The 19,080-nt window shown below is 64.2% G+C and carries 18 protein-coding genes; 1 reads left to right on the forward strand and 17 read right to left on the reverse strand.

The genetic code is table 11. The annotated features are described in order from the left end of the window. Window positions 1–174: 174 nt before the first annotated feature. From hydA to EPD66_RS10190, 8 genes are all read right to left on the reverse strand, one after another. Window positions 175–1,629, reverse strand: a complete 1,455-nt coding sequence (gene hydA / locus EPD66_RS10155; protein WP_142848397.1) for a dihydropyrimidinase — start codon at window positions 1,627–1,629, stop codon at window positions 175–177. Window positions 1,630–1,664: 35 nt separating this feature from the next. Beyond that, window positions 1,665–2,384: a TetR/AcrR family transcriptional regulator gene (locus EPD66_RS10160; RefSeq protein ID WP_255448440.1), complete on the reverse strand. Its 720-nt coding sequence runs from the start codon at window positions 2,382–2,384 to the stop codon at window positions 1,665–1,667. Continuing rightward, complete coding sequence (locus EPD66_RS10165) at window positions 2,381–3,640, reverse strand: Zn-dependent hydrolase (protein WP_142848398.1); 1,260 nt, start codon at window positions 3,638–3,640, stop codon at window positions 2,381–2,383. The genes EPD66_RS10160 and EPD66_RS10165 overlap by 4 nt, the downstream gene beginning before the upstream one ends. Before the next feature lie 14 nt (window positions 3,641–3,654). Further along, window positions 3,655–4,929 carry an NAD-dependent dihydropyrimidine dehydrogenase subunit PreA gene (gene preA, locus EPD66_RS10170; RefSeq protein ID WP_142848399.1) on the reverse strand — a complete coding sequence of 425 codons (1,275 nt, stop codon included), beginning with the start codon at window positions 4,927–4,929 and terminating at the stop codon, window positions 3,655–3,657. A gap of 15 nt (window positions 4,930–4,944) precedes the next feature. Next, window positions 4,945–6,255, reverse strand: coding sequence for an NAD(P)-dependent oxidoreductase (locus EPD66_RS10175; protein ID WP_142848400.1), 1,311 nt, complete (start codon window positions 6,253–6,255; stop codon window positions 4,945–4,947). Between the two features lie 238 nt (window positions 6,256–6,493). Next, window positions 6,494–8,464, reverse strand: a complete 1,971-nt coding sequence (locus EPD66_RS10180; protein WP_221930950.1) for a methyl-accepting chemotaxis protein — start codon at window positions 8,462–8,464, stop codon at window positions 6,494–6,496. 37 nt (window positions 8,465–8,501) lie between these two features. Continuing rightward, window positions 8,502–9,485 (reverse strand): NAD(P)H-quinone oxidoreductase, encoded by a 984-nt coding sequence (locus EPD66_RS10185; protein WP_142848526.1) that lies wholly within the window; start codon window positions 9,483–9,485, stop codon window positions 8,502–8,504. Further along, window positions 9,485–9,913 carry a heme-binding protein gene (locus EPD66_RS10190; protein ID WP_142848402.1) on the reverse strand — a complete coding sequence of 143 codons (429 nt, stop codon included), beginning with the start codon at window positions 9,911–9,913 and terminating at the stop codon, window positions 9,485–9,487. Before EPD66_RS10190 ends, EPD66_RS10185 begins: the two co-directional genes overlap by 1 nt. Window positions 9,914–9,972: 59 nt before the next feature. Here EPD66_RS10190 and EPD66_RS10195 point away from each other — a divergent pair, with 59 nt between their 5' ends. Then, complete coding sequence (locus EPD66_RS10195; protein WP_142848403.1) at window positions 9,973–10,623, forward strand: glutathione S-transferase family protein; 651 nt, start codon at window positions 9,973–9,975, stop codon at window positions 10,621–10,623. Between the two features lie 14 nt (window positions 10,624–10,637). Here the strand turns inward: EPD66_RS10195 and argE are convergent, their stop codons facing one another. The 9 genes from argE to EPD66_RS10240 form a co-directional block, all read right to left on the reverse strand. Next, complete coding sequence (argE, locus tag EPD66_RS10200; protein ID WP_142848404.1) at window positions 10,638–11,810, reverse strand: acetylornithine deacetylase; 1,173 nt, start codon at window positions 11,808–11,810, stop codon at window positions 10,638–10,640. Next, window positions 11,810–12,463, reverse strand: coding sequence for a DUF1028 domain-containing protein (locus EPD66_RS10205; RefSeq protein WP_142848405.1), 654 nt, complete (start codon window positions 12,461–12,463; stop codon window positions 11,810–11,812). Before EPD66_RS10205 ends, argE begins: the two co-directional genes overlap by 1 nt. After that, window positions 12,460–13,596 carry an ABC transporter ATP-binding protein gene (locus EPD66_RS10210; protein WP_221930952.1) on the reverse strand — a complete coding sequence of 379 codons (1,137 nt, stop codon included), beginning with the start codon at window positions 13,594–13,596 and terminating at the stop codon, window positions 12,460–12,462. The genes EPD66_RS10205 and EPD66_RS10210 overlap by 4 nt, the downstream gene beginning before the upstream one ends. Continuing rightward, window positions 13,593–14,411 (reverse strand): ABC transporter permease, encoded by an 819-nt coding sequence (locus tag EPD66_RS10215; RefSeq protein WP_185961345.1) that lies wholly within the window; start codon window positions 14,409–14,411, stop codon window positions 13,593–13,595. Before EPD66_RS10215 ends, EPD66_RS10210 begins: the two co-directional genes overlap by 4 nt. Beyond that, window positions 14,411–15,262, reverse strand: a complete 852-nt coding sequence (locus EPD66_RS10220; protein ID WP_142848407.1) for an ABC transporter permease — start codon at window positions 15,260–15,262, stop codon at window positions 14,411–14,413. Before EPD66_RS10220 ends, EPD66_RS10215 begins: the two co-directional genes overlap by 1 nt. A gap of 36 nt (window positions 15,263–15,298) precedes the next feature. Next, window positions 15,299–16,330, reverse strand: a complete 1,032-nt coding sequence (locus EPD66_RS10225) for a PotD/PotF family extracellular solute-binding protein (RefSeq protein WP_142848408.1) — start codon at window positions 16,328–16,330, stop codon at window positions 15,299–15,301. A gap of 318 nt (window positions 16,331–16,648) precedes the next feature. After that, entirely contained in the window at window positions 16,649–17,056 is a 408-nt protein-coding gene (locus EPD66_RS10230) for a RidA family protein (RefSeq protein WP_142848409.1), read from the reverse strand. 14 nt (window positions 17,057–17,070) lie between these two features. Next, the gene (locus tag EPD66_RS10235; protein ID WP_142848410.1) at window positions 17,071–17,571 is read right to left on the reverse strand and encodes a flavin reductase family protein; all 501 of its coding nucleotides are present in this window, start codon (window positions 17,569–17,571) and stop codon (window positions 17,071–17,073) included. Continuing rightward, window positions 17,571–19,022 (reverse strand): 4-hydroxyphenylacetate 3-hydroxylase family protein, encoded by a 1,452-nt coding sequence (locus EPD66_RS10240; protein WP_142848411.1) that lies wholly within the window; start codon window positions 19,020–19,022, stop codon window positions 17,571–17,573. Before EPD66_RS10240 ends, EPD66_RS10235 begins: the two co-directional genes overlap by 1 nt. Window positions 19,023–19,080 lie beyond the last annotated feature (58 nt).

Raw genomic sequence — 19,080 nt, forward strand, 5'->3', positions numbered from 1 at the left:
AAACTGCCGCATCGGCCCAGCCTAACTGACCAATCCGCTTGCGTGCCATGACGGCCTCTCCTGTTGATCGAACAGGCCGCTATCGAATCACAATCATGCCTTCCGTGCAAAGGTCTCCACCCTGAGGAGCCGCCTTGGCGGCGTCTCGAAGGGAGAGCGGGCCAAGGACCTCCCCTATTCCGCCGCCGCGCTGCGCAGCACCGGCTTGGGACGGGACAGTTCGTTGCGCTTGGCCACGGCTTCGTAGACCGAGGGGAAGGCCGGACGGTTGACATAGCGCCCGGCGCCGCGCACGGCCCGGCTTTCGCCCAGCGCATGGACGATCCTGCCCTGGCTGATCGTGTAGACCGGCAGGCCCTGGACTTCCATGCCCTCGAAGATGTTGTAGCCGACCTTCTGCATCTGGGTTTTGGCCGAGATGGTCTTGGTCGCCTTGGGGTCCCAGACCACGAGGTCGGCATCGGCACCGGCTTCCACGCTGCCTTTGCGCGGATAGATGTTGAAGATCTGCGCGGCATTGGCCGAGGTCAGCCGGACGAATTCGTTCATGGTCAGGCGGCCGGTATTGACGCCGTGATGCCACAGCACGGTCATGCGGTCCTCGATGCCCGCCGTACCGTTGGGGATCTTGGTGAAGTCGTCGCGGCCCATGGCCTTCTGTTCGGCGCAGAAACAGCAATGGTCGGTGGCGGTGGTGTGCAGATGCCCGGCCTGCAAGCCGCGCCACAGCGCCTCCTGATGCTCCTTGCTGCGGAAGGGCGGACTCATGACATGGGCGGCGGCGACCTCCCAGTCGGGATGGCGATAGACGCTGTCGTCGATCAGCAGATGGCCCGCCAGCACTTCGCCGAAGACGCGCTGCCCGGAATCCTGGCCGCGAATGATGGCGTCCAGCGCCTCCTTGGCCGAGACGTGGACGATATAGACCGGCACGCCCAGCACCTTGGCGACCTGGATGGCGCGGTTGGCCGCCTCGCCCTCCACCTCCGGCGGACGGGACAGGGGATGGGCCTCGGGGCCGGTCAGTCCCTGGGCCAGCAATTGCTGCTGAAGGCGGAAGACCAGCTCGCCGTTCTCGGCATGGACGGTGGGGATGGCGCCCAGTTCCAGGCAGCGGGTGAAGCTGTTCACCAGCACCTCGTCATCGGCCATGATGGCGTTCTTGTAGGCCATGAAATGCTTGAAGCTGTTGACGCCGTGGCTTTCGACCAGCGTTCCCATGTCGGCATGGACCGTCTCGTCCCACCAGGTCACGGCGACATGGAAGGAATAATCGCCCGCCGCCTTCTCGGCCCAGCCGCTCCAGGTCTTGAAGGCGTCCATCAGGCGCTGCTTTGGATTGGGGATGACGAAATCGATGATCATCGTCGTGCCCCCGGCAAAACCGGCGGCGGTGCCGCTGAAGAAATCCTCGGTCGTCACCGTGCCCATGAAAGGCAGTTCCATATGGGTGTGCGGGTCGATACCGCCCGGCATGACATAGCAGCCCCCGGCATCCACCACCTCGGCGCCTGCGGGGGCGTCGATGTCCTCGCCCACCGCCTTGATCACCCCCTCCTCGCAATAGACGTCGGCACGAATCGTCCGGTCGGCCGTGACGACGGTTCCTCCTTTGATGACGATCCCCATGGACTTGCTCCTCATATGGGTGGTGGATTACGGGCTCAGCCGGTTCGACCGGCCAAATCCATCAGGTCGGCCGCCGCATTCAGCCCCGCCGCGCGCAGGACCATGCGCACCACCTCGGCGGTGATGCGCTCGTATTCCTGGCGGCTCAGCTTCTTGCGGCCCAGGACCATGCGAATTTGCAGGTCGAAATCGGCGTAATGCTGGGTGACGGCCCAGATCATGAAGAAGAAATGGCGGGAATCGACGGGGGCCATCAGGCCCTTGGCGATCCAGCCGTCCAGCACCTCGGCCTTCTGGTCGAGCAATTGGCGCAGGTCCCGGGCCAGGAAATCCTGGATCTGCCCCCCGCCATGCAGGACCTCGTTGGCGAAGACCTTCGAAGCATTGGGCCGGGTCCGCGACAGGCGCATCTTGGCGACGACATATTCGGCCAAGGCCGTGGCCGGGTCGGCCTCGGGCTGGATCGATCGCACGGGGGCGAGCCACATGCGCAGCACATTGTCCAGCACCGCCCGGTAGAGGTCTTCCTTGGTGCGGAAATAGTAATGCAGATTGGCCTTGGGCAGGCCGGCGCGGTCGGCGATCTCGGTCATGGTCGCACCGGCACAGCCTGCCTCGGCGAAGACCAGTTCGGCGGCCTTCAGGATGCGCTCGACATTCTCGCGCCGGATGCGCCGCTGACCCGAGGCCGGGGCGGTCAGCCCCGGCTCGGCGGCATCCTGCCCGGTCGCGACCATGACCTCCGATTCGGTCATGACGCTTTCGCGCCCTCGGCATTGGCGCGCTCCACAACCGCGTGCAGCAGCACCTCGCAGCCGGCGGCGGCCCAGGCGGGGGTGGTCTCCTCGATCTCGTTGTGGCTGATGCCGTCCACGCAGGGAATGAAGATCATCCCGGTCGGCGCCACCATGGACAGATAGCAGGCGTCGTGCCCGGCGCCCGAGACGATGTCGCGGAAGGAATGGCCCGTCCGCTCCACCCCCAGGCGCACGGCAGAAACGCAGGATTCGTCGAACTTGATCGGGGCATAATACCAGATCTGCTCGAATTCCATTTCCAGGCCGATGCCGCTTGCGACCTCTTCCGCCGCCCGGCGCAATTCCTCGTCCATCTTCGCCAGGATGGCATCGTCGGGATGGCGGAAATCGACGGTGAAGAAGACCTCGCCGGGGATGACGTTGCGCGAGTTGGGATGGACCTGCATCATCCCCACCGTGGCGCAGGCCGAGGGGCCGTATTTCAGACCGATGCGGTTCACGGTCTCGACCATCCGCGCTGCGCCCAGCAGGGCATCCTTGCGGCGCAGCATGGGCGTCGGCCCGGCATGGGCTTCCTGGCCGGTAAGGGTGATCTCGTACCAGCGCTGCCCCTGGCAATCGGTGACGACGCCGATGGTCTTGCCCTCGGCCTCCAGGATCGGTCCCTGCTCGATATGGGCCTCGAAATAGGCGCCGATCTTGCGCCCGCCGACCGGGGCATCACCGGCATAGCCGATGCGCGCCAGTTCCTCGCCCATGGTCTTGCCGTCCAGATCCGTCCGCGACAGGCCGTATTCCAGGTCGAAGACCCCGGCGAAGACGCCCGAGGCGACCATGGCAGGGGCGAAGCGCGATCCTTCCTCGTTGGTCCAGACGGCGACCTCGACCGGCGCTTCGGTGACATAGTTCATGTCGTTGAGGCTGCGGATGACCTCCAGCCCGGCCAGCACGCCATAGACGCCGTCATACTTGCCGCCCGTGGGCTGGCTGTCGAGATGGCTACCCATGACCACCGGCGGCAGGTCGTCGTTGCGGCCCGGGCGGCGGGCGAAGATGTTGCCGATGGCATCGACGGTGATGGTGCAGCCGGCCTCCTCGCACCATTGCACGAAGAGGTCGCGGCCCTGCTTGTCGAGGTCGGTCAGCGCCAGTCGGCAGACGCCGCCCCTGGGCGTGGCACCGATCCTGGCCATGTCCATCAGGCTCTGCCATAGGCGCACGCCGTTGATCTGCATGTTTTGCGGAAGCGACATCTCGGACTCTCCCCTCAGACTTTTTCCAGGTTCATCGGATTGCGGGCATCTTCGGGCCAGGTGACATAGGGCAGTCCGTTTTCCTCGGGATGCATGGTGATGCAGCCGGGCACCGGACAGACATGCAGGCAGAGATTGCAGCCCACGCAATCCTCGTTCTCGACCGTGAACAGGCGCTTGCCCTCGCCCTGGACAATGCGGATCGCCTGATGCGAGGTATCCTCGCAGGCGATGTGGCAGCGTCCGCAATCGATGCACAGGGCCGGGTCGATCAGCGCCTTGGTCGAGAAGTTCATGTTGAGGGCATTCCAGTCGACCACGTTGCGCACCGCGCGCCCGGTCACCTGGTCGAGGTTTTCATAGCCCTTCTCGTCCATCCAGTTGGACAGGCCGCTGATCATGTCCTCGACGATCTTGAAGCCGTAGGTCATGGCGGCCGTGCAAACCTGTACGCCCGAAGCGCCAAGCGCCAGGAATTCGGCGGCATCGCGCCAGGTGGTCACGCCGCCGATCCCCGAGATGGGAATGCCCGCGGTGAAGCCGTTGCGGGCGATCTCGGCCACCATGTTCAAGGCCATGGGCTTGACGGCGGGGCCGCAATAGCCGCCATGGGTGCCGACGCCGTCGACGATCGGCGTCGGCGCCATGGCATCGAGGTCGACGCTGATGATGGAATTGACGGTGTTGATCAGCGAGATGCCGTCCGCCCCGCCGCGCTTGGCCGCTTCCGCCGACCACAGGATATTGGTGATGTTGGGCGTCAGCTTGACGATGACCGGCAGGCGGGTCGCCGCCTTGACCCAGCGCGTCACCTGCTCGACCATTTCCGGCACCTGGCCGATGGCCGAACCCATGCCGCGTTCGCACATGCCGTGCGGGCAGCCGAGATTGAGTTCCAGCCCATCCGCCCCCGCCGCCTCGATCCGGCGAGCCAGATCGGCCCAGGCCTGTTCCTCCATGCGCGCCATCAGCGAGACGACCATGGCGCGGTCGGGCCAGGCCTTCTTGACCTCGGCGATCTCGCGCAGATTGACCTCCAGCGGGCGGTCCGAGATCAGCTCGATATTGTTGATGCCCAGCAGGCGGCGGTCGATGTCGTAATGGGCGCCGTAGCGCGAGCTGACATTGACCACCGGCGGGTCCTCGCCCAGCGTCTTCCACACCACGCCGCCCCAGCCCGCCTCGAAGGCGCGAACGACGTTATAGGCCTTGTCGGTGGGCGGGGCCGAGGCCAGCCAGAAGGGATTGGGGGCGGTGATGCCGGCGATATTACAGCGCAGATCGGCCATGATGGAGGCTCCCCCTCAAGCAGTCATCAGGAAGGAATGGATGGAGAGGGCGGCCAGCTTGCCGTCCTGCACCGATTGCACGGTCAGGTCCTCGCCGCTGGCGATGCAGTCGCCGCCGGCGAAGACGCCCGCCATCGAGGTGCGGTAAGCGGGGTCGACCACGATCTTTCCCCCGGCGAGGTCGATCCCCGCAAGCTCGCGCACGGCCAGCTTCTGGCCCACGGCCTTCAGCACCATATCGGCGGCGATGGAGAATTTCTCGCCAGTGCCGACCAGGCGTCCGCCTTCCAGACGGGTCTTCTCGAAGAGGATTCCCTGCACTCTGCCGTCGCCGTCGATCCGCACCGGCTCGGCGAAGGTCCTGAGGATCACGCCATGGGTCAGGGCCAGTTCCTGCTCCCACGCCGTGGCGCGCATCTGTCCCCGCCCCCGGCGATAGACCAGCGTCACCTCCTCGGCGCCCAGCTTGCGTGCCTGGACCGCCGCGTCGATGGCGGTGTTGCCGCCGCCGATGACCACCACATTGCGCCCGACGAACAGCCCGGCGCCGCCGGGTGCCTGACGCAGGCGCCCGATGAAGGTGATGGCGTCTTCGACCCCCAGGAATTCCTCACCGGGAATGCCGAGACGATTGCTCTCGCCCAGGCCCACGCCCAGGAACACCGCGTCGAAATCGCGCCGCAATCCCGCCAGGGTCAGGTCGCCGCCCAGGCGGCGGCCATGCTCGACCGTGATGCCGCCGATCTTCAGGATAAAATCGACTTCGCGCTGGGCGAAATCACCGGCCATCTTGTAGGCGGCAAGACCGTATTCGTTCAGGCCGCCGGATTTCGGCTTGGCCTCGAACACCGTCACGTCATGGCCCAGCCTCGCTAGGCCATGAGCACAGGACAGACCGGCGGGCCCGGCACCGACCACCGCCACGCGCTTGCCGGTCGGCGCGGCGCGGGTGAAAGGATGGCTGCCGGAAGCGATCAGCGGATCGACGGCATGGCGCTGCAACCGGCCGATGGCGACCGGCCTTTCCTCGGCCGTGTTGCGCACGCAGACCTGCTCGCACAGGATTTCGGTGGGGCAGACGCGGGCACAGGTGCCGCCCATGATGTTGGACGACAGGATCGTCGTCGCCGCCCCCTTCATGTTGCCGGTAGCGATGCCGCGGATGAAGACGGGAATGTCGATGCTTGTCGGGCAGGCCCGCACGCAGGGGGCGTCGTAGCAGAACAGGCAGCGGCTCGCTTCCGCCATCGCCTGCATGGGCGTCAGCGGTGGAACGAGGTCGTCATAGACGGAGGTTTGACTGTCAACGGCTGAAATCACGGTCATGGGCGAGACGTCCCTTCGGTCACGGTTCAGCAGAACACGCCCTTACCGCGCAAATCCCATGCCAGACGCCCGCTGCAATCGTCCCACCCGGAAAACCTGACCGTTTAGTCAAAAACGGACTCTCCGGTCAGGCTGCGCATTCCGCCCGATGCACAACCCGCAGTCAAAATAGTGCCCAATAATTATTCATGAACAAGTATTGAGCAACCAAGCCCGGGAGCGGAGACAGCCCCCTTCCCTAGCCCCTGATCCGCTTCAGGAAATTATCGACCTCGCTTTCCAGCCGTCCGGCCTGAAGGGACAGTTCCGAAGCCACGGCCAGAACCTTCTCGGCGGCCTGACCGGTTTCGCCCGCCGCGGCGCTGACCGCCGTGATATGGCTGGTCACCTCGCCCGTCCCGCTGGAAACCTGGCTGACATTGCGGGCGATTTCGTCGGTTGCGGCGCTTTGCTCCTCCACCGCAGCGGCGATGGCGGCGGCAATTTCGTTCATCCGCGTGATGGTCTGGCCGATATCGCGGATGGCCCCCACGGCATCCTGGGTTGCCAGTTGCACGGCGTCGATCTGGCCCGCGATGTCGTTGGTGGCCTTGGCGGTCTGCTGGGCGAGGCTCTTGACCTCGCTGGCGACCACGGCGAAGCCCTTGCCCGCCTCGCCCGCGCGCGCCGCCTCGATCGTCGCGTTCAGGGCCAGAAGGTTGGTGCGGTTCGCGATATCGCTGATCAGGCCCAGCACCTCGCCGATCCGGGCGGCAGCATCGGCCAGCCCCTGCACCGTCACATTCGTCCTTTCGGACGCGATGACGGCGGTCTTGCTGATCTCGGAGGAATGCTCGACCTGCTGGGCGATCTCGCGGATTGAACGGTTCAGTTCCTCGGCGGCGCTGGCGACGGTCTGCACGTTGATCGAGGCCTGTTCCGCGGCGCCGGCCACGGCAATGGCGCGCTGATTGGTCTGGGCGATGCTGCTGGACATGATCTTCGCCGCGCCTTCCATCTCGGCGGAATGGGCGGTCACGCCCATGGCGACGCCCTTCACGCTGCTTTCGAAGGACTCGGCCAGAAGCAGCATCGCCTGGCGCTTCTCCTCTTCCGCCCGGCGCTTCATCCGCTCCTGCTCGTCCTGCAGGCGCTCCATTTCCAAGGCGTTGTCCTTGAAGACCTGCACCGCTTGAGCCATCTCGCCGATCTCGTCGAGACGATCCAATGCCGGAACCGGCGTGGTCTTCTCCCCGCGCGCCAGGGCAGCCATGGTGGCGGTCATGCTGGTGATGGGGGTGACGATGCTGCGGCCGATGCGCCAGGCCAGCACGATACCCGCCACCAGGGCGATCCCCGCGAGGCCCAAGGTCAGGGCCATGGCGCGGGCAACCTGATCCCGGATGGCCGCCGCCCCTTGCGCCTGAAGCTCCGTCGCCTCCTGCTTGATGGCATCGGCTCGACTCAGGACCTGCGGCCCCAAGTCCCGCAAGCTCCGCTCCAGGGTGTTGTTCCGCGCCGAAAGAGCGGTGAATTCGCTGAAGGCGGCGGAATAATCGGTCAGCAGGCCGGTCAGGCGCTCGGCGCGTGCGATGCCGCGCAAGGCATTCAAGGCGTCCTGCAGATTCGCAAGGGTCGTCTCGGCGTCGCTCTGGTCGCGGGTCGCGATATTGCGCGTCATGAACAACCGGGCACGCAGGAAATATTCCCGCGCCCGGCCGGCCGCCTCCTCGCCTTGCACGTCCCCCGCCCGGCGCGACTGGATCTGCAAAGCGGGAAAGGCACTGTCGATCATGACCGCGCTTTTTTCCAGGCTGGCGATCTGTTCCTTCGCCTGTTCCAGCCCCTGGCTGAGAGCGAGAAGCTCCGCGTTGTAGGCGGCGACGACATCCCCCAGGGCATCGTATTGCTCGCGCCATTCGAGGCTGGCGGCATTCTGTTCCAGGGCCTCCAGGTCCTGGAGCACTTGTTCGCGCGCATTCTCCATCATCACGCGCTCGCTATCGGCCCGCGTGATGAAGAAGGCGGAGACGCGGCCCTGGAAATCGACCACGTTGCGGTCCAGTGCCCCGGCCGCCGTCGCGACGCTCACGGCCTGGTCATAATGCTCCACCTGCGCCGAGACACGGTCGAAGGTCCAGACGGCCATGCCGGAAACAATGACGAGCAGAATCAGGATCGCGCCGAACCCGGCAAGCATGCGGGCTCGAATCTTCAATGTCGCAAGCATTTCGTATTTCGTCCTTCGGCGTGTCGCGACGCGGAAATCAGGCGAGGTCGAGCAGTATCTTTCCCAGATGCCGCCCCGATTCCAGCCTCTCATGGGCGGCGGCGACCTGATCCAGGGGATAGACACTGTCGATGCGGGAGCGGATCTCGCCCGAAGCCACCTTGGGCCAGGCGTGTTCGGCGATGCGGCGGGCGATCCGGCGCTTCTCATCCAGGCTGCGCCCACGCAGGGAAGAGCTGAAGATGCCGCCCCGTTTTGCCATCAGCAGGGACAGGTCGAGCGGCGCGGTCGCGCCCGATTGCATACCGATGACCACCAGCCGTCCACCCGTGGCGAGCGAGACCAGATTGCGGGACAGGTAATCCCCGCCGACCATGTCGAGGATGACATCGACGCCCTGCCCGCCGGTCTTTTCCTGGACCAGGGCGGCGAAGTCCTGGTTCCGGTAGTCGATGACGACATCGGCCCCCAGGAGGCGGCAGAAATCCGTCTTTTCGGAGCCACCGGCGGTGGTGAAGACCTCCGCCCCGAAGGCCTTGGCAAGCTGAATGGCGATGCTGCCGATACCGCTGGCCCCGCCATGGATCAGCACCCGCTCGCCCGCTTTCAATCCGGCGGTGTCGAAGAGATTGGACCAGAGCGTAAACAGCGCCTCGGGCAGCCCGGCCACGTCCCGAGCGCCCAGTCCCGCCGGAACGGGCAGGCAGAGGCCGGAATCGGCGACGCAGTATTCGGCATAGCCGCCACTCGGCACCAGGGCGCAGACCTCATCCCCGATCTTCAGGCCCGTGACCTGGGCGCCCCGGGCCTCGATCCGTCCCGCCACCTCCAGCCCGAGGATGGGCGATGCACCGGGCGGCGGGGGAAAGATGCCCCGGCGCTGCATGATGTCGGGGCGGTTCACGCCTGCGGCGGCGACCCGGATCAGAACCTCTTCCGGGCCCGGCACCGGAATCGCCAGGCCCGAGGCGACGGAAAGGACCTCCGGCCCTCCCGTCCCCGCCGTCTCGACTGCCCGCATCACGCGGCCTCGCCTGGAATTTCCGCCCCCAGGGCCCTCAGCGCCGCCTTGGCGACGGCCACGTCCTCGCTGCCGCTGCCCGATCCGACACCGATCCCGCCGACCGTATAGCCGTCGATGATGATGGGAAAACCGCCTTCCAGATTGGTCAAACGGCCATTTGTCGCGAGGCTCAGCTTGACTTCCAGCTCCGGCAGCAGCGAGCCCGAGGGGCGGCTGTGGGAAGCGGCGGTGATGGCCTTCTTCATGCAGGTTTCGCTGCTCAGGAACTTGGCGCCATCCATGCGGATGAAGGCCAGCAGGTTTCCGCCATCATCGACGATACAGATATTCTGCGGCACGCCAATCTCGGTTGCATAATCCACGGCGGCGCTCAAGGCAACGAAGGCACCCTCATGCGTAAGCTTCTTGAATTCTCTAGTTTTCACTTGAACAACCCCTTCTCTGAATATAATAAAAATTAATCACATTTTCGGAGATTAATTCAGTGATACTCTTCTACGCCCAGACTTCACCCTATGTGAAGAAGGTTCTTTCTGTTGCCATCGAAGTCGGACTTGGCACCGAAATAGAATGCGTTGACGTGGATACTTCGGTGGAAACGCCTGCCCTGCGCCAGGCCAACCCGCTGTCGCGCATTCCGACGCTGGTGGATGGCGATGTGGCGGTCTACGATTCGCCGGTCATATGCGACTATCTCTGCCGCAAGGCCGGGAACGTCTCGTTGCGTCCGCAAGACCCGGACGCGCAACTGCGCGACGCCCGCCTTCAGGCCCTGGCCGACGGCGTGATGGATTCCACGCGCGCCGTGCGCCAGGAACGGATGCGCAGCCCCGAGAAGCAGGTCGCCAGCGTGATCGAGCGCCAGGTTCTGGCGGTCAGCCATGCCCTCGACGTGCTGGACGCCGAGGCGGCGGCACTGGACGGCGTGGTGACGATCGGCACGCTGGCGGCGGGCAGCGCCCTGGATTACGTGGACTTCCGCCTGGGCGATCTGAACTGGCGCGACACCCGCCCGGCCCTGGCCGCGTGGTATGCGGCCTTCACCCAGCGTCCCTCGATGCAGCACACCGCCCTGCGCGACGCCCAGACCGGCCCGGCGGCCTTCCTCGCCTGGCGCGCCGCCCAAGGGAAGTAATCGATCCGGCCGGCTCACAACTCCCCCCAGTCGAGCCGGCCGGTCCTGACCTGGCGGATCAGGCGGGAAAGGAAATCGTCGCAGCGGGCGAGCTGTTCCCGCGCGATATATTCATCGGGCTTGTGGGCCTGTTCAATGCTGCCGGGACCGCAGACGATGGTGGGCACCTCGGCCGCCTGATACAACCCGCCCTCGGTGCCGAAACTGACCGTGGCGGTGGCATTGTCGCCGCCGAGCTGGCAGATCAGGCGGGTCAGCGGGTGGTCGTCATCCATGTCCAGGGCGGGATAGGAGGACAGCCCCTCCCAGCGGATCCCCGCCTGTTCCGCCTGAAGCCGCATCTCGGGCAGCAGGACCGTCTCGGCATAATCCTTCACTTGCTCGATGAAGGAAGCGGCATCGTCGCCGGGAATGGCGCGGACCTCCAGATCGAAACTGCAATCGCGCGGCACGATGTTCAGGGCCGTTCCGCCTGTCACCACGCCGGTATGCAGCGTGGTGTAAGGCGGCATGAAACGCTGGTCCTGCCGGCCGCTTTCCCGCTGCCTTCGACCTAGATCGGCGGCATGGACGATCAGGCGGGCGGCGTATTCCACGGCGTTGACACCGTTCTGCGGCAAGGCGGAATGGCATTCCTTGCCATGGACGTGGCAACGCACGGCGCTCTTGCCCTTATGGGCCGTCACCGCCTTCATGCCAGTGGGCTCGCCGATCAGGCAGCCCAGGGGACGATACGGCAAGCTCGCGATTTGTTCGATCAGCCGGGGCGCCCCCAGGCAGCCCAGTTCCTCGTCATAGGACAGGGCGATATGGAAGGGCCGTTCCGATCCTTGTTCCGCCATCTGCGGCACGGCGGCCAGGACGGCGGCGATGAAGCCCTTCATGTCTGCGGTGCCGCGCCCATAGAGCAATCCGTCCCGCTCGACCATCTCGAAGGGATCGCTGGTCCAGGCCTGGCCCGCGACCGGCACCACGTCGGTATGGCCGGAAAAGACGAAGCCGGGACGGTCCTGCGGGCCGATGGTCGCCAGCAGATTGCTCTTGCGTCCGTCATCGCTATGGCTGAAGGAACAGACGGCCCCGAAGCCGGACAGATATTCCGTCGCGAAATCGATCAGGGCCTGATTGGAATTCGAACTGGTGGTGTCGAAGGCGATAAGCCGCCGCAAAAGGTCGATAGTATTCATCAGAAAGCCGGTGCTGCTTCGGGATTGAGAGCACGAGCCACGTAATCGTCGAGCTGGGGCCGGTAGAGGGTCCACAGGCGGCGCAGTTCGGCGATGGGCTCGTCATGCCAATCTACCCGCAAATCGACGATGGGCCAGGACAGCTTTGCGGCCACATGCAGCCCGGCAGAATGCTCCTCCCCCGTCTCCCCGCCCTGGTCCAGCCCCGCTTCCAGCGCCGTCAACAGGCGCTCGGTCAACGTCTTGCCCGCATTGGATTCGAAACTGTCGACCATGGCCTGCGGGACCGCGTCATTGGCCAGCATGTTACCCATGGCTATCACGCCCTTGCCCTTCTTCAGGGCGACGACGGGCATGGCTTTGTCGCCGGAGAAGGCTTCCACCTTCCCGCTGCCGTCGATCACCACAAGCTGCCGCCACGCCCCATGAGGCGTCGAGGCCAGAAGGGTCTTCACGATTTCGTCCGCTGTCCGCCCCTCTTGCAGCATGGCCAGCCCGGACGGCCCGAAGGAGGGGTCGGTGACATTCTGCGTGACCACCAGTCCTTTCGGCGAGACCCAGGCGCAGCGGCTAGGCACGCAGATGCTCGACGAGGTGATGGCGATGCCGAAGGCATTGCTCTCGGGGCAATGGGCGGCGATGGAATAGGTCATGGCTGCTTGTCCTCTTGCGGAAAGACCAGGCATTCGGCGGCATCGATGTCGAGCCCCAGTTCCGCGCCTTGACTCAAGGCTTCGGCCAATCCCGGCCGGTTGAGGCGCACCCGCACGAGATCCGCGCCGTCCACGTCCAGGAAGGCTTCGACATGGGTGCCCTGATAGCTCCGCGCACGCAGGATGCCGCGCAATTGGCCGCCCTCCTGGGTGAGACGCAGATGCTCGGGACGGACGAACAGGCGAATCCCGTCACCGGCCTTGACGCCCTGGCAGCGGGACAGCGGCACCGCGAGGCGCAGATTGTTCGCCCCCAGGACCAGCAGTGCCTCCTCGCCCTCGATACGCTCGACCATGCCGCCGATCTGGTTGATGTCACCGATGAAGGAGGCAACGAAGCTGTTGGCCGGGCTGCGATACATCTCCGCCGGAGTCGAAAGCTGCTGGATCTCGCCATGGGCCATCACCGCGATGCGGTCCGACAGGCTCAGCGCCTCGCCCTGGTCGTGGGTGACGAAAATGGTGGTGATGCCGACCCGGCGCTGGATTTCCTTCAGCTCGACCTGCATGTCGCTGCGCAGATTCTTGTCCAGGGCCGACAGGCTTTCGTCGAGCAGCAGCAGGCGCGGGCGGATCACCAGGGCACGCGCCAGTGCGACGCGCTGCTGCTGGCCGCCCGACAAGGCGCGCGGCTTGCGGTCGCCGAAGGCGCCCAGGCGCACATTCTCCAGCGCCTCGGCCACGCGGCGGCGGATCTCCTCGCGCGGGATCTTGCGCATCTTCAGGCCGAAGGCGACATTCTCGGCGACGCTCATATGCGGGAAGAGTGCGTAGTTCTGGAAAACCAGCCCGATGTCGCGCTGATGCGGCGGCATCTCGGTGACGCAATCGTTGCCGATGAAGACCTCGCCGGTATCGGGAGTGAGGAAGCCCGCCAGCATGTTGAGCAGGGTCGTCTTGCCGCAGCCGCTCGGCCCCAGCAGGGTCAGGAATTCCCCGTGATTGATCTTCAGCCAGACATCGCGCAGGGCGGTCACGTCGCCGAAGGACTTGCCAATGCCGTCCAGCCGGACGGCATGCTTGGCGGACACGGACGGCGCGGTCGCGGTGCAGGTGGTGCTATCGAGCATCATTTGCTCTCCTCGATGGCAAGGACTTTGCGCAACCCAAGGAAACGGTTGGCGAGGACGAGAGTGATTGAGGTCGTGACGATGAAGATCGTCGAAATCGCCGCCATGGTCGGGTCGGTGTATTCCCGCACATAGGTATACATGGCGACCGGCAGCGTCTGGGTGGCATGGGAGGTCACGAACAGCGCCGCCGAAAACTCGTTGAAGGACAGGATCGCGGCGAACAGCCAGCCGCCGAACATGCCGGGCAGGAGCAAGGGCAGATCGACCCGCAGCAGCACCTGCAGCGGCGAGGCGCCCAGGCTGGCGGCCGCCAGTTCATAGCGGCGGTCCAGGTTGCGCAGCGACACATAGACGCTGCGCAGCACGAAAGGCAGGACCAGGATGACCTGGGCCAGGATCACGGTGGCGAAACTGCCGCGCATGCTGACTTGCGAGGCCAGCATCAGCACACCCAGGCCGATGGTGAAATGCGGGATCACCAGGGGCGACAGCAGGATCGTCTCCAGCAGGTCTTTGCCCCGGAACTGGAAGCGGTCGATGGCATAGGCCAGCGCCGTGCCGATCACCAGGGCGATGCCCGAGGTCCAGGCGGTGACGATCAGGCCGTTGATGAAACCCCGCTGGAAATCCCGGTAGGTCACCGCCCGCTCGAACCAGCGCAGGCTCAGGTCCTGGGGCGGAAAGGACAGGATGGCCGTGGAATTGAAGGCCGACATGATGACGACCACCGACGGGACAGACACGAAAAGCAGGATCAGGGTGATCAGGACGGTCGCGCCGGTACGCGCCAGGAGCTTCTTGTGCTTGGCTTTCATCAGTGCAATCCCATCTTTTCGACCCGGCGCGAGCTCCAGTTCATGGCCACCAGCAAGGCGATGCTGACGACCAGGCCGATCAGGCTGAGAACCGCCGCGAAGGGGAAGTCGAAGGACGAGAAGCCGACCAGATAGACCATGTTCGACAGCATCATCACCTTGCCGCCGCCGATCAGCTGGGGCGTGGCGAAGGCGCTGAGGGTCCAGGCGAAGATGGTGATGACGCCGGCGATGATGCCCGGCGTGGACAGCGGCAGGGTGACTTTCAGGAACACCCGCACCGGACCGGCACCAAGGCTGGCGGCGGCTTTCTCGTAGTTGCGGTCGATATGCGCGATGGCCGTGGTCAGCACCATCACCATAACGGGGATGGAATACTGCACCAGGGCCAGGGTTACGCCGAGCTGGGTATACATCAGCTGCAGGGGCCGCTCGATGATGCCCAGCGCCATCAGCGTGCTGTTCACGAAGCCGTTATTCCCGAGAACGATCAGCCAAGCATAGGTCCTGACGATGTCGCCGGTGAAAAGCGGCGTAATGCTGATGATCAGGATCAGTGACTGGATCGCCTTGGACGGCACGCGCGCCAGGGCATAGGCCAACGGATAGCTCAGCACCAGGGTCAGCAGCGCGGTGGACAGCGCCAGTTCCATGGTGGTGCGCAACACGGAGGCATAGACCGGGCGCAGGACGCGCCCGAAATTATCCAGGGTGAAACCGCCCACCACCAGCGAGCCCGGCACATGCTCGCGCACGCTGAACTGCAAGATGGAGAACAGGGACGCGACCAGGAGGAAGGCCACGAAGACTGCCGGAATTACGAAGAGAAACTGGATCTGACGTTTTGTCATCGTCGTCTCCTCCTAAGTCGCAACCATTCAGGACGATCAGTTCATCAGGTTTTCGGTGAACCAGGTCTTCCAGACCGGCAGCATCTCGGCACGCAGCTTGTGGTCGATGACGATCGCCTGTTCCTGGATCTGCTCCTCGGAGGTGAAGACGCCGGGCAGCGCGGCCAGTTCAGGATCGATGACCGCCTTGCTGTTGAGCGGGCCGAGCTTCTTCAGCTTGGTGATTTCGGCCTGGACCTCGGGATCGAGAGCGACGTCGAGGAACTTGTAGGCCAGTTCCTGCTGACGGGTGCCCTTGTTGATGCCGATGGCGTCGATGCCGATGATGGCGCCTTCCTTGGGGATCACCAGTTCGACCGGCACGCCCTGCGAGATCTGATGGAAGGCATTGCCCGACAGGATGACCTGCACCGAGGTTTCACCCGTGGCCATCTTTTCCTGGCTGGTGCCGTCCGAGGAATAGAAGGTCTTCACGTTGGGCTTGATCTGCTTCAGCAGCTCGGTGCCCTTTTCCCAATCCTTGACCTCGGCCCCCGACAGGATGGCGGAGACGGCGATCAGGTGGCTGGGGTCGAAGTCCGGCGCACCCACCTGCCCTTCCAGCTTGGGATCCCACAGATCCTTCCAGGATTCGAAGGTGATGCCTTCGGGCAGCAGGTCCGGCCGGTAGCCGATGGTGTAGACATAGGACCACAGGCCCAGGTGATAGGGGCTGATCTTGGCCGTGGGCATGACGTCGCCGAAGCGCGAGATGCGGCTGGCATCCAATTCCTCGAACAGGCCGGAATTGGCATAGAGCCAGCCCACATGGCTGGTGGTGATGGTGACGTCGGTTTCGGGAGTCCCACCGGCAAGCTGGGCCTTGTTCAGACGGTCGATCGTCCCGCCGGTGACATATTCGACGGGAACGCCCGTTTCCTCAGTAAACTTCTTGCCAATGGTTTCGGCAACGGTATCGCGCCAGCTCCCGCCCCAGATGCTGACACGCAAGGGCTCTGCCGCTTCTGCCGCGATTCCGCCAAGGCCGAGGCTCAGACTGAAGGCGAACGCAAAAGTCTTGTTCCGCATGGGGCCATTTCCCTTCAAAAGTAGCAAGCCTGGGCGGCATTCCGCCCACACCACTCCCATCGCAAGAGCCATGCCAAATCGATTCCCGAGGGTTCCGCTGCCCTTTTGCAGTCTATTTTCGCGCCACCCTCTTATTCTGCTCATTTATGAGGCTCAGACTTAGGCATTCGCACATTCTCTGAGCAAATAAATAAAGTATAATTTAAGAATAGCAAAATAAAAAAGGGGACACGCAGGAGCGCATCCCCTTGATATACTCAAGGAAGACTGAAGACACACCCAACCACGCACAGCATAGTGTGCGACCTGAGGTATCTTTTATTCAGGGATCTCAGCGATGATATCGATTTCCATCAGATATTCAGGCTTCGCCAATCCCGGCACGATGATGCCGGTCGAGACGGGATAGACCCCCTTCAGCCATTTCCCGACCGTCCGGTAGACCGGCTCGCGATAGGCGCGGTCGGTGATGTAGATCGTGACCTTGCAGATATCCTCGAGCTTGGCGCCGGCCTCTTCGAGCAGGATCTGCGCGCATTTCATGGCGTTTTCCGTCTGCGCCACGGGATCGCCGATGCCGACGATATTGCCATCCAGGTCCATCGCCGTCTGGCCGCGGAGATAGACGGTGTTGCCGGCGCGGACGGCCATGCACAGGTCATTGTCCAGCGACTGCTCGGGATAGGCGTCCTTGGTGTTGAACTTTCTGATGCGCGTATGAGCCATGATGTCTTTTCCGTTCAGGCACGGCCGGCGGGAGCGATGGGGCCGATCGTGTGGTAGTTGCGATTGGCATAAAGCAAGGGGATGTCGTCGATTTCCCGCACATCCTCGACAAGGCCGAGAAGCAGCCGGTGCGTGCCGAAGCGATGGACCTCGGCGAGCTTGCAGTCGAAAGCCACGGTCGCGCCCTTGATCGCCGGGCAGCCGCCCGGCGTCGGCACGGTTTGCACGGCGGCGAATTTGTCCTCGCGGAATTCCGCCACGCGTCCGGCGAAGCAATCGGCCACGCGATCCTGTCCGGCGGCCAGCAGATTGACGCAGAACCGTCCGTTCCTGACGATCGCCTCGGCCGCCGGACTGAGATGATGAATGCAGACCAGCAGCGAGGGAGGCTCGGCCGAAACAGAGCAAGCCGCACTGACCGTCACCCCGGCCCGCCCCGCCGCTCCGTCCGTGGTGACCACGGTGACGGAAGAGGCGAAGTGGCTCATGGCGCTTTTGAACGCTTCCGCATCCATCAGCGACCTCCGGCGACCTGCTCCGACAGACCGGCGGCCTTGCGCACGAAATCCAGCGGGCCGGAGAAGTCGAAGCTGTGATAGACGGCGTTGAGATGGTTGAAATGCGGCGCTTGCGCGAATTGCACGAAGGTCAGGCGATGGCCCGCGTAATCGGAATTCAGCAGGTCGCGGGCGAAGGCCAGCAGCTTGCGGCGGTCTTCGGCTTGCCAGTTGTCGTTCAGGCTGTAGAACTTGTTCAGCCAGCCCGACGTATCGGCATTCCTGAACTGCGCCACGTTGGGCGTCACACAGATCTGGCCGCCGCACAGCTCGCGGGCGATATGCATCATCTGCGCGAGATTAGAGCAGGCATGGACGCGGCCGGCATAGAGCAGCGACTGGTTGGGCATCAGCAGGCCACCGGGACTCTTTTCCGCCTGGGCGATCGAGGCCACCAGATGAGCGTTGATGCCTTCGCGGTAGCACACCAGGTCGGCCAGCTTCTCGCGCACGCCCTGATGCTGGTCCAGGCCGGTCTGCTTCACATTCCACAGCGCCGCGCCGATCAGCATGTCGGCGACATAGAGAATGCGCAGCACATAGGGAAAGGCCGAATAGCGGTGCAGAGTGCTGCGGATATAGGTCGCCGCCTTGGTGTGACGGTAGAAGAAGACGTCTTCCCAGGGGATCAACACATCGTCGAGCACCATCAGCGTGTCGACTTCATCGAAGCGGTTGCCCAGTGGATAATCCTCCACCGAACCGCGCCCGGCGAAGCTGGAGCGGCAGATATGCTTCACGCCCTTGGCATTCATCTTGACGATGCAGCCGACGGCGTAATCCGACAGCTTGTCGTCGGTCCAGTTCGCCACGGTGGGCTTTAGGAAGGCCTGGTCGGCATAGGCGGCGGCGGTTTCGTATTTCGCGCCGCGCAGGATGATGCCCGCATCGGTCTCCTTGACCACATGGACCATCATGTCCGGGTCCTGGTCCTGCGGACGGCGGGACCGGTCGCCCTTGGGATCGGTATTGGCCGAGACGTGGAAGATATCGTCGTTCAGCACCGCCTTGATATGGTTGTCGATGTTCTCGGCGAAGCGCGGGTCGATCTCGTTCAGCACGTCGCGGCCATCGAACAGCGACCACATCTCGCCGATGGTCTCGTCGCCGACGCGGGTGACGACACCGCCGATATCCTTCATCACGTTATCGACGCCGCGCCACTTGTCCCACCAATCCTGCTGGGTGGTCGGCGGCTTCATGAACATCGAATTCCGCTCGTTGCCGTTCAGGTAGGTGAGCGTGTCCTGATGCTTTTCCTCGTGCTGCATGTCGTACATGCGGGCACGGATATTGATGATCGGCGCAAAAGCCGGATGCTTGGTGGCATCCTTGACGCGCTCGCCGTCGATCCAGATTTCGCGATCGTCCCGGATCCCATCCAGATATTGCTGCCCGGTCCTAATCATGTGCCCTCCAGCGCTCGGATTTCCGTTGCAATCAACGCTAGCCTGAGCCCAGGATTAT

Origin of the sequence: Telmatospirillum sp. J64-1, assembly GCF_006980715.1 — a bacterium.
In the GTDB taxonomy this organism is placed as follows: domain Bacteria; phylum Pseudomonadota; class Alphaproteobacteria; order Rhodospirillales; family Magnetospirillaceae; genus Oleiliquidispirillum; species Oleiliquidispirillum nitrogeniifigens.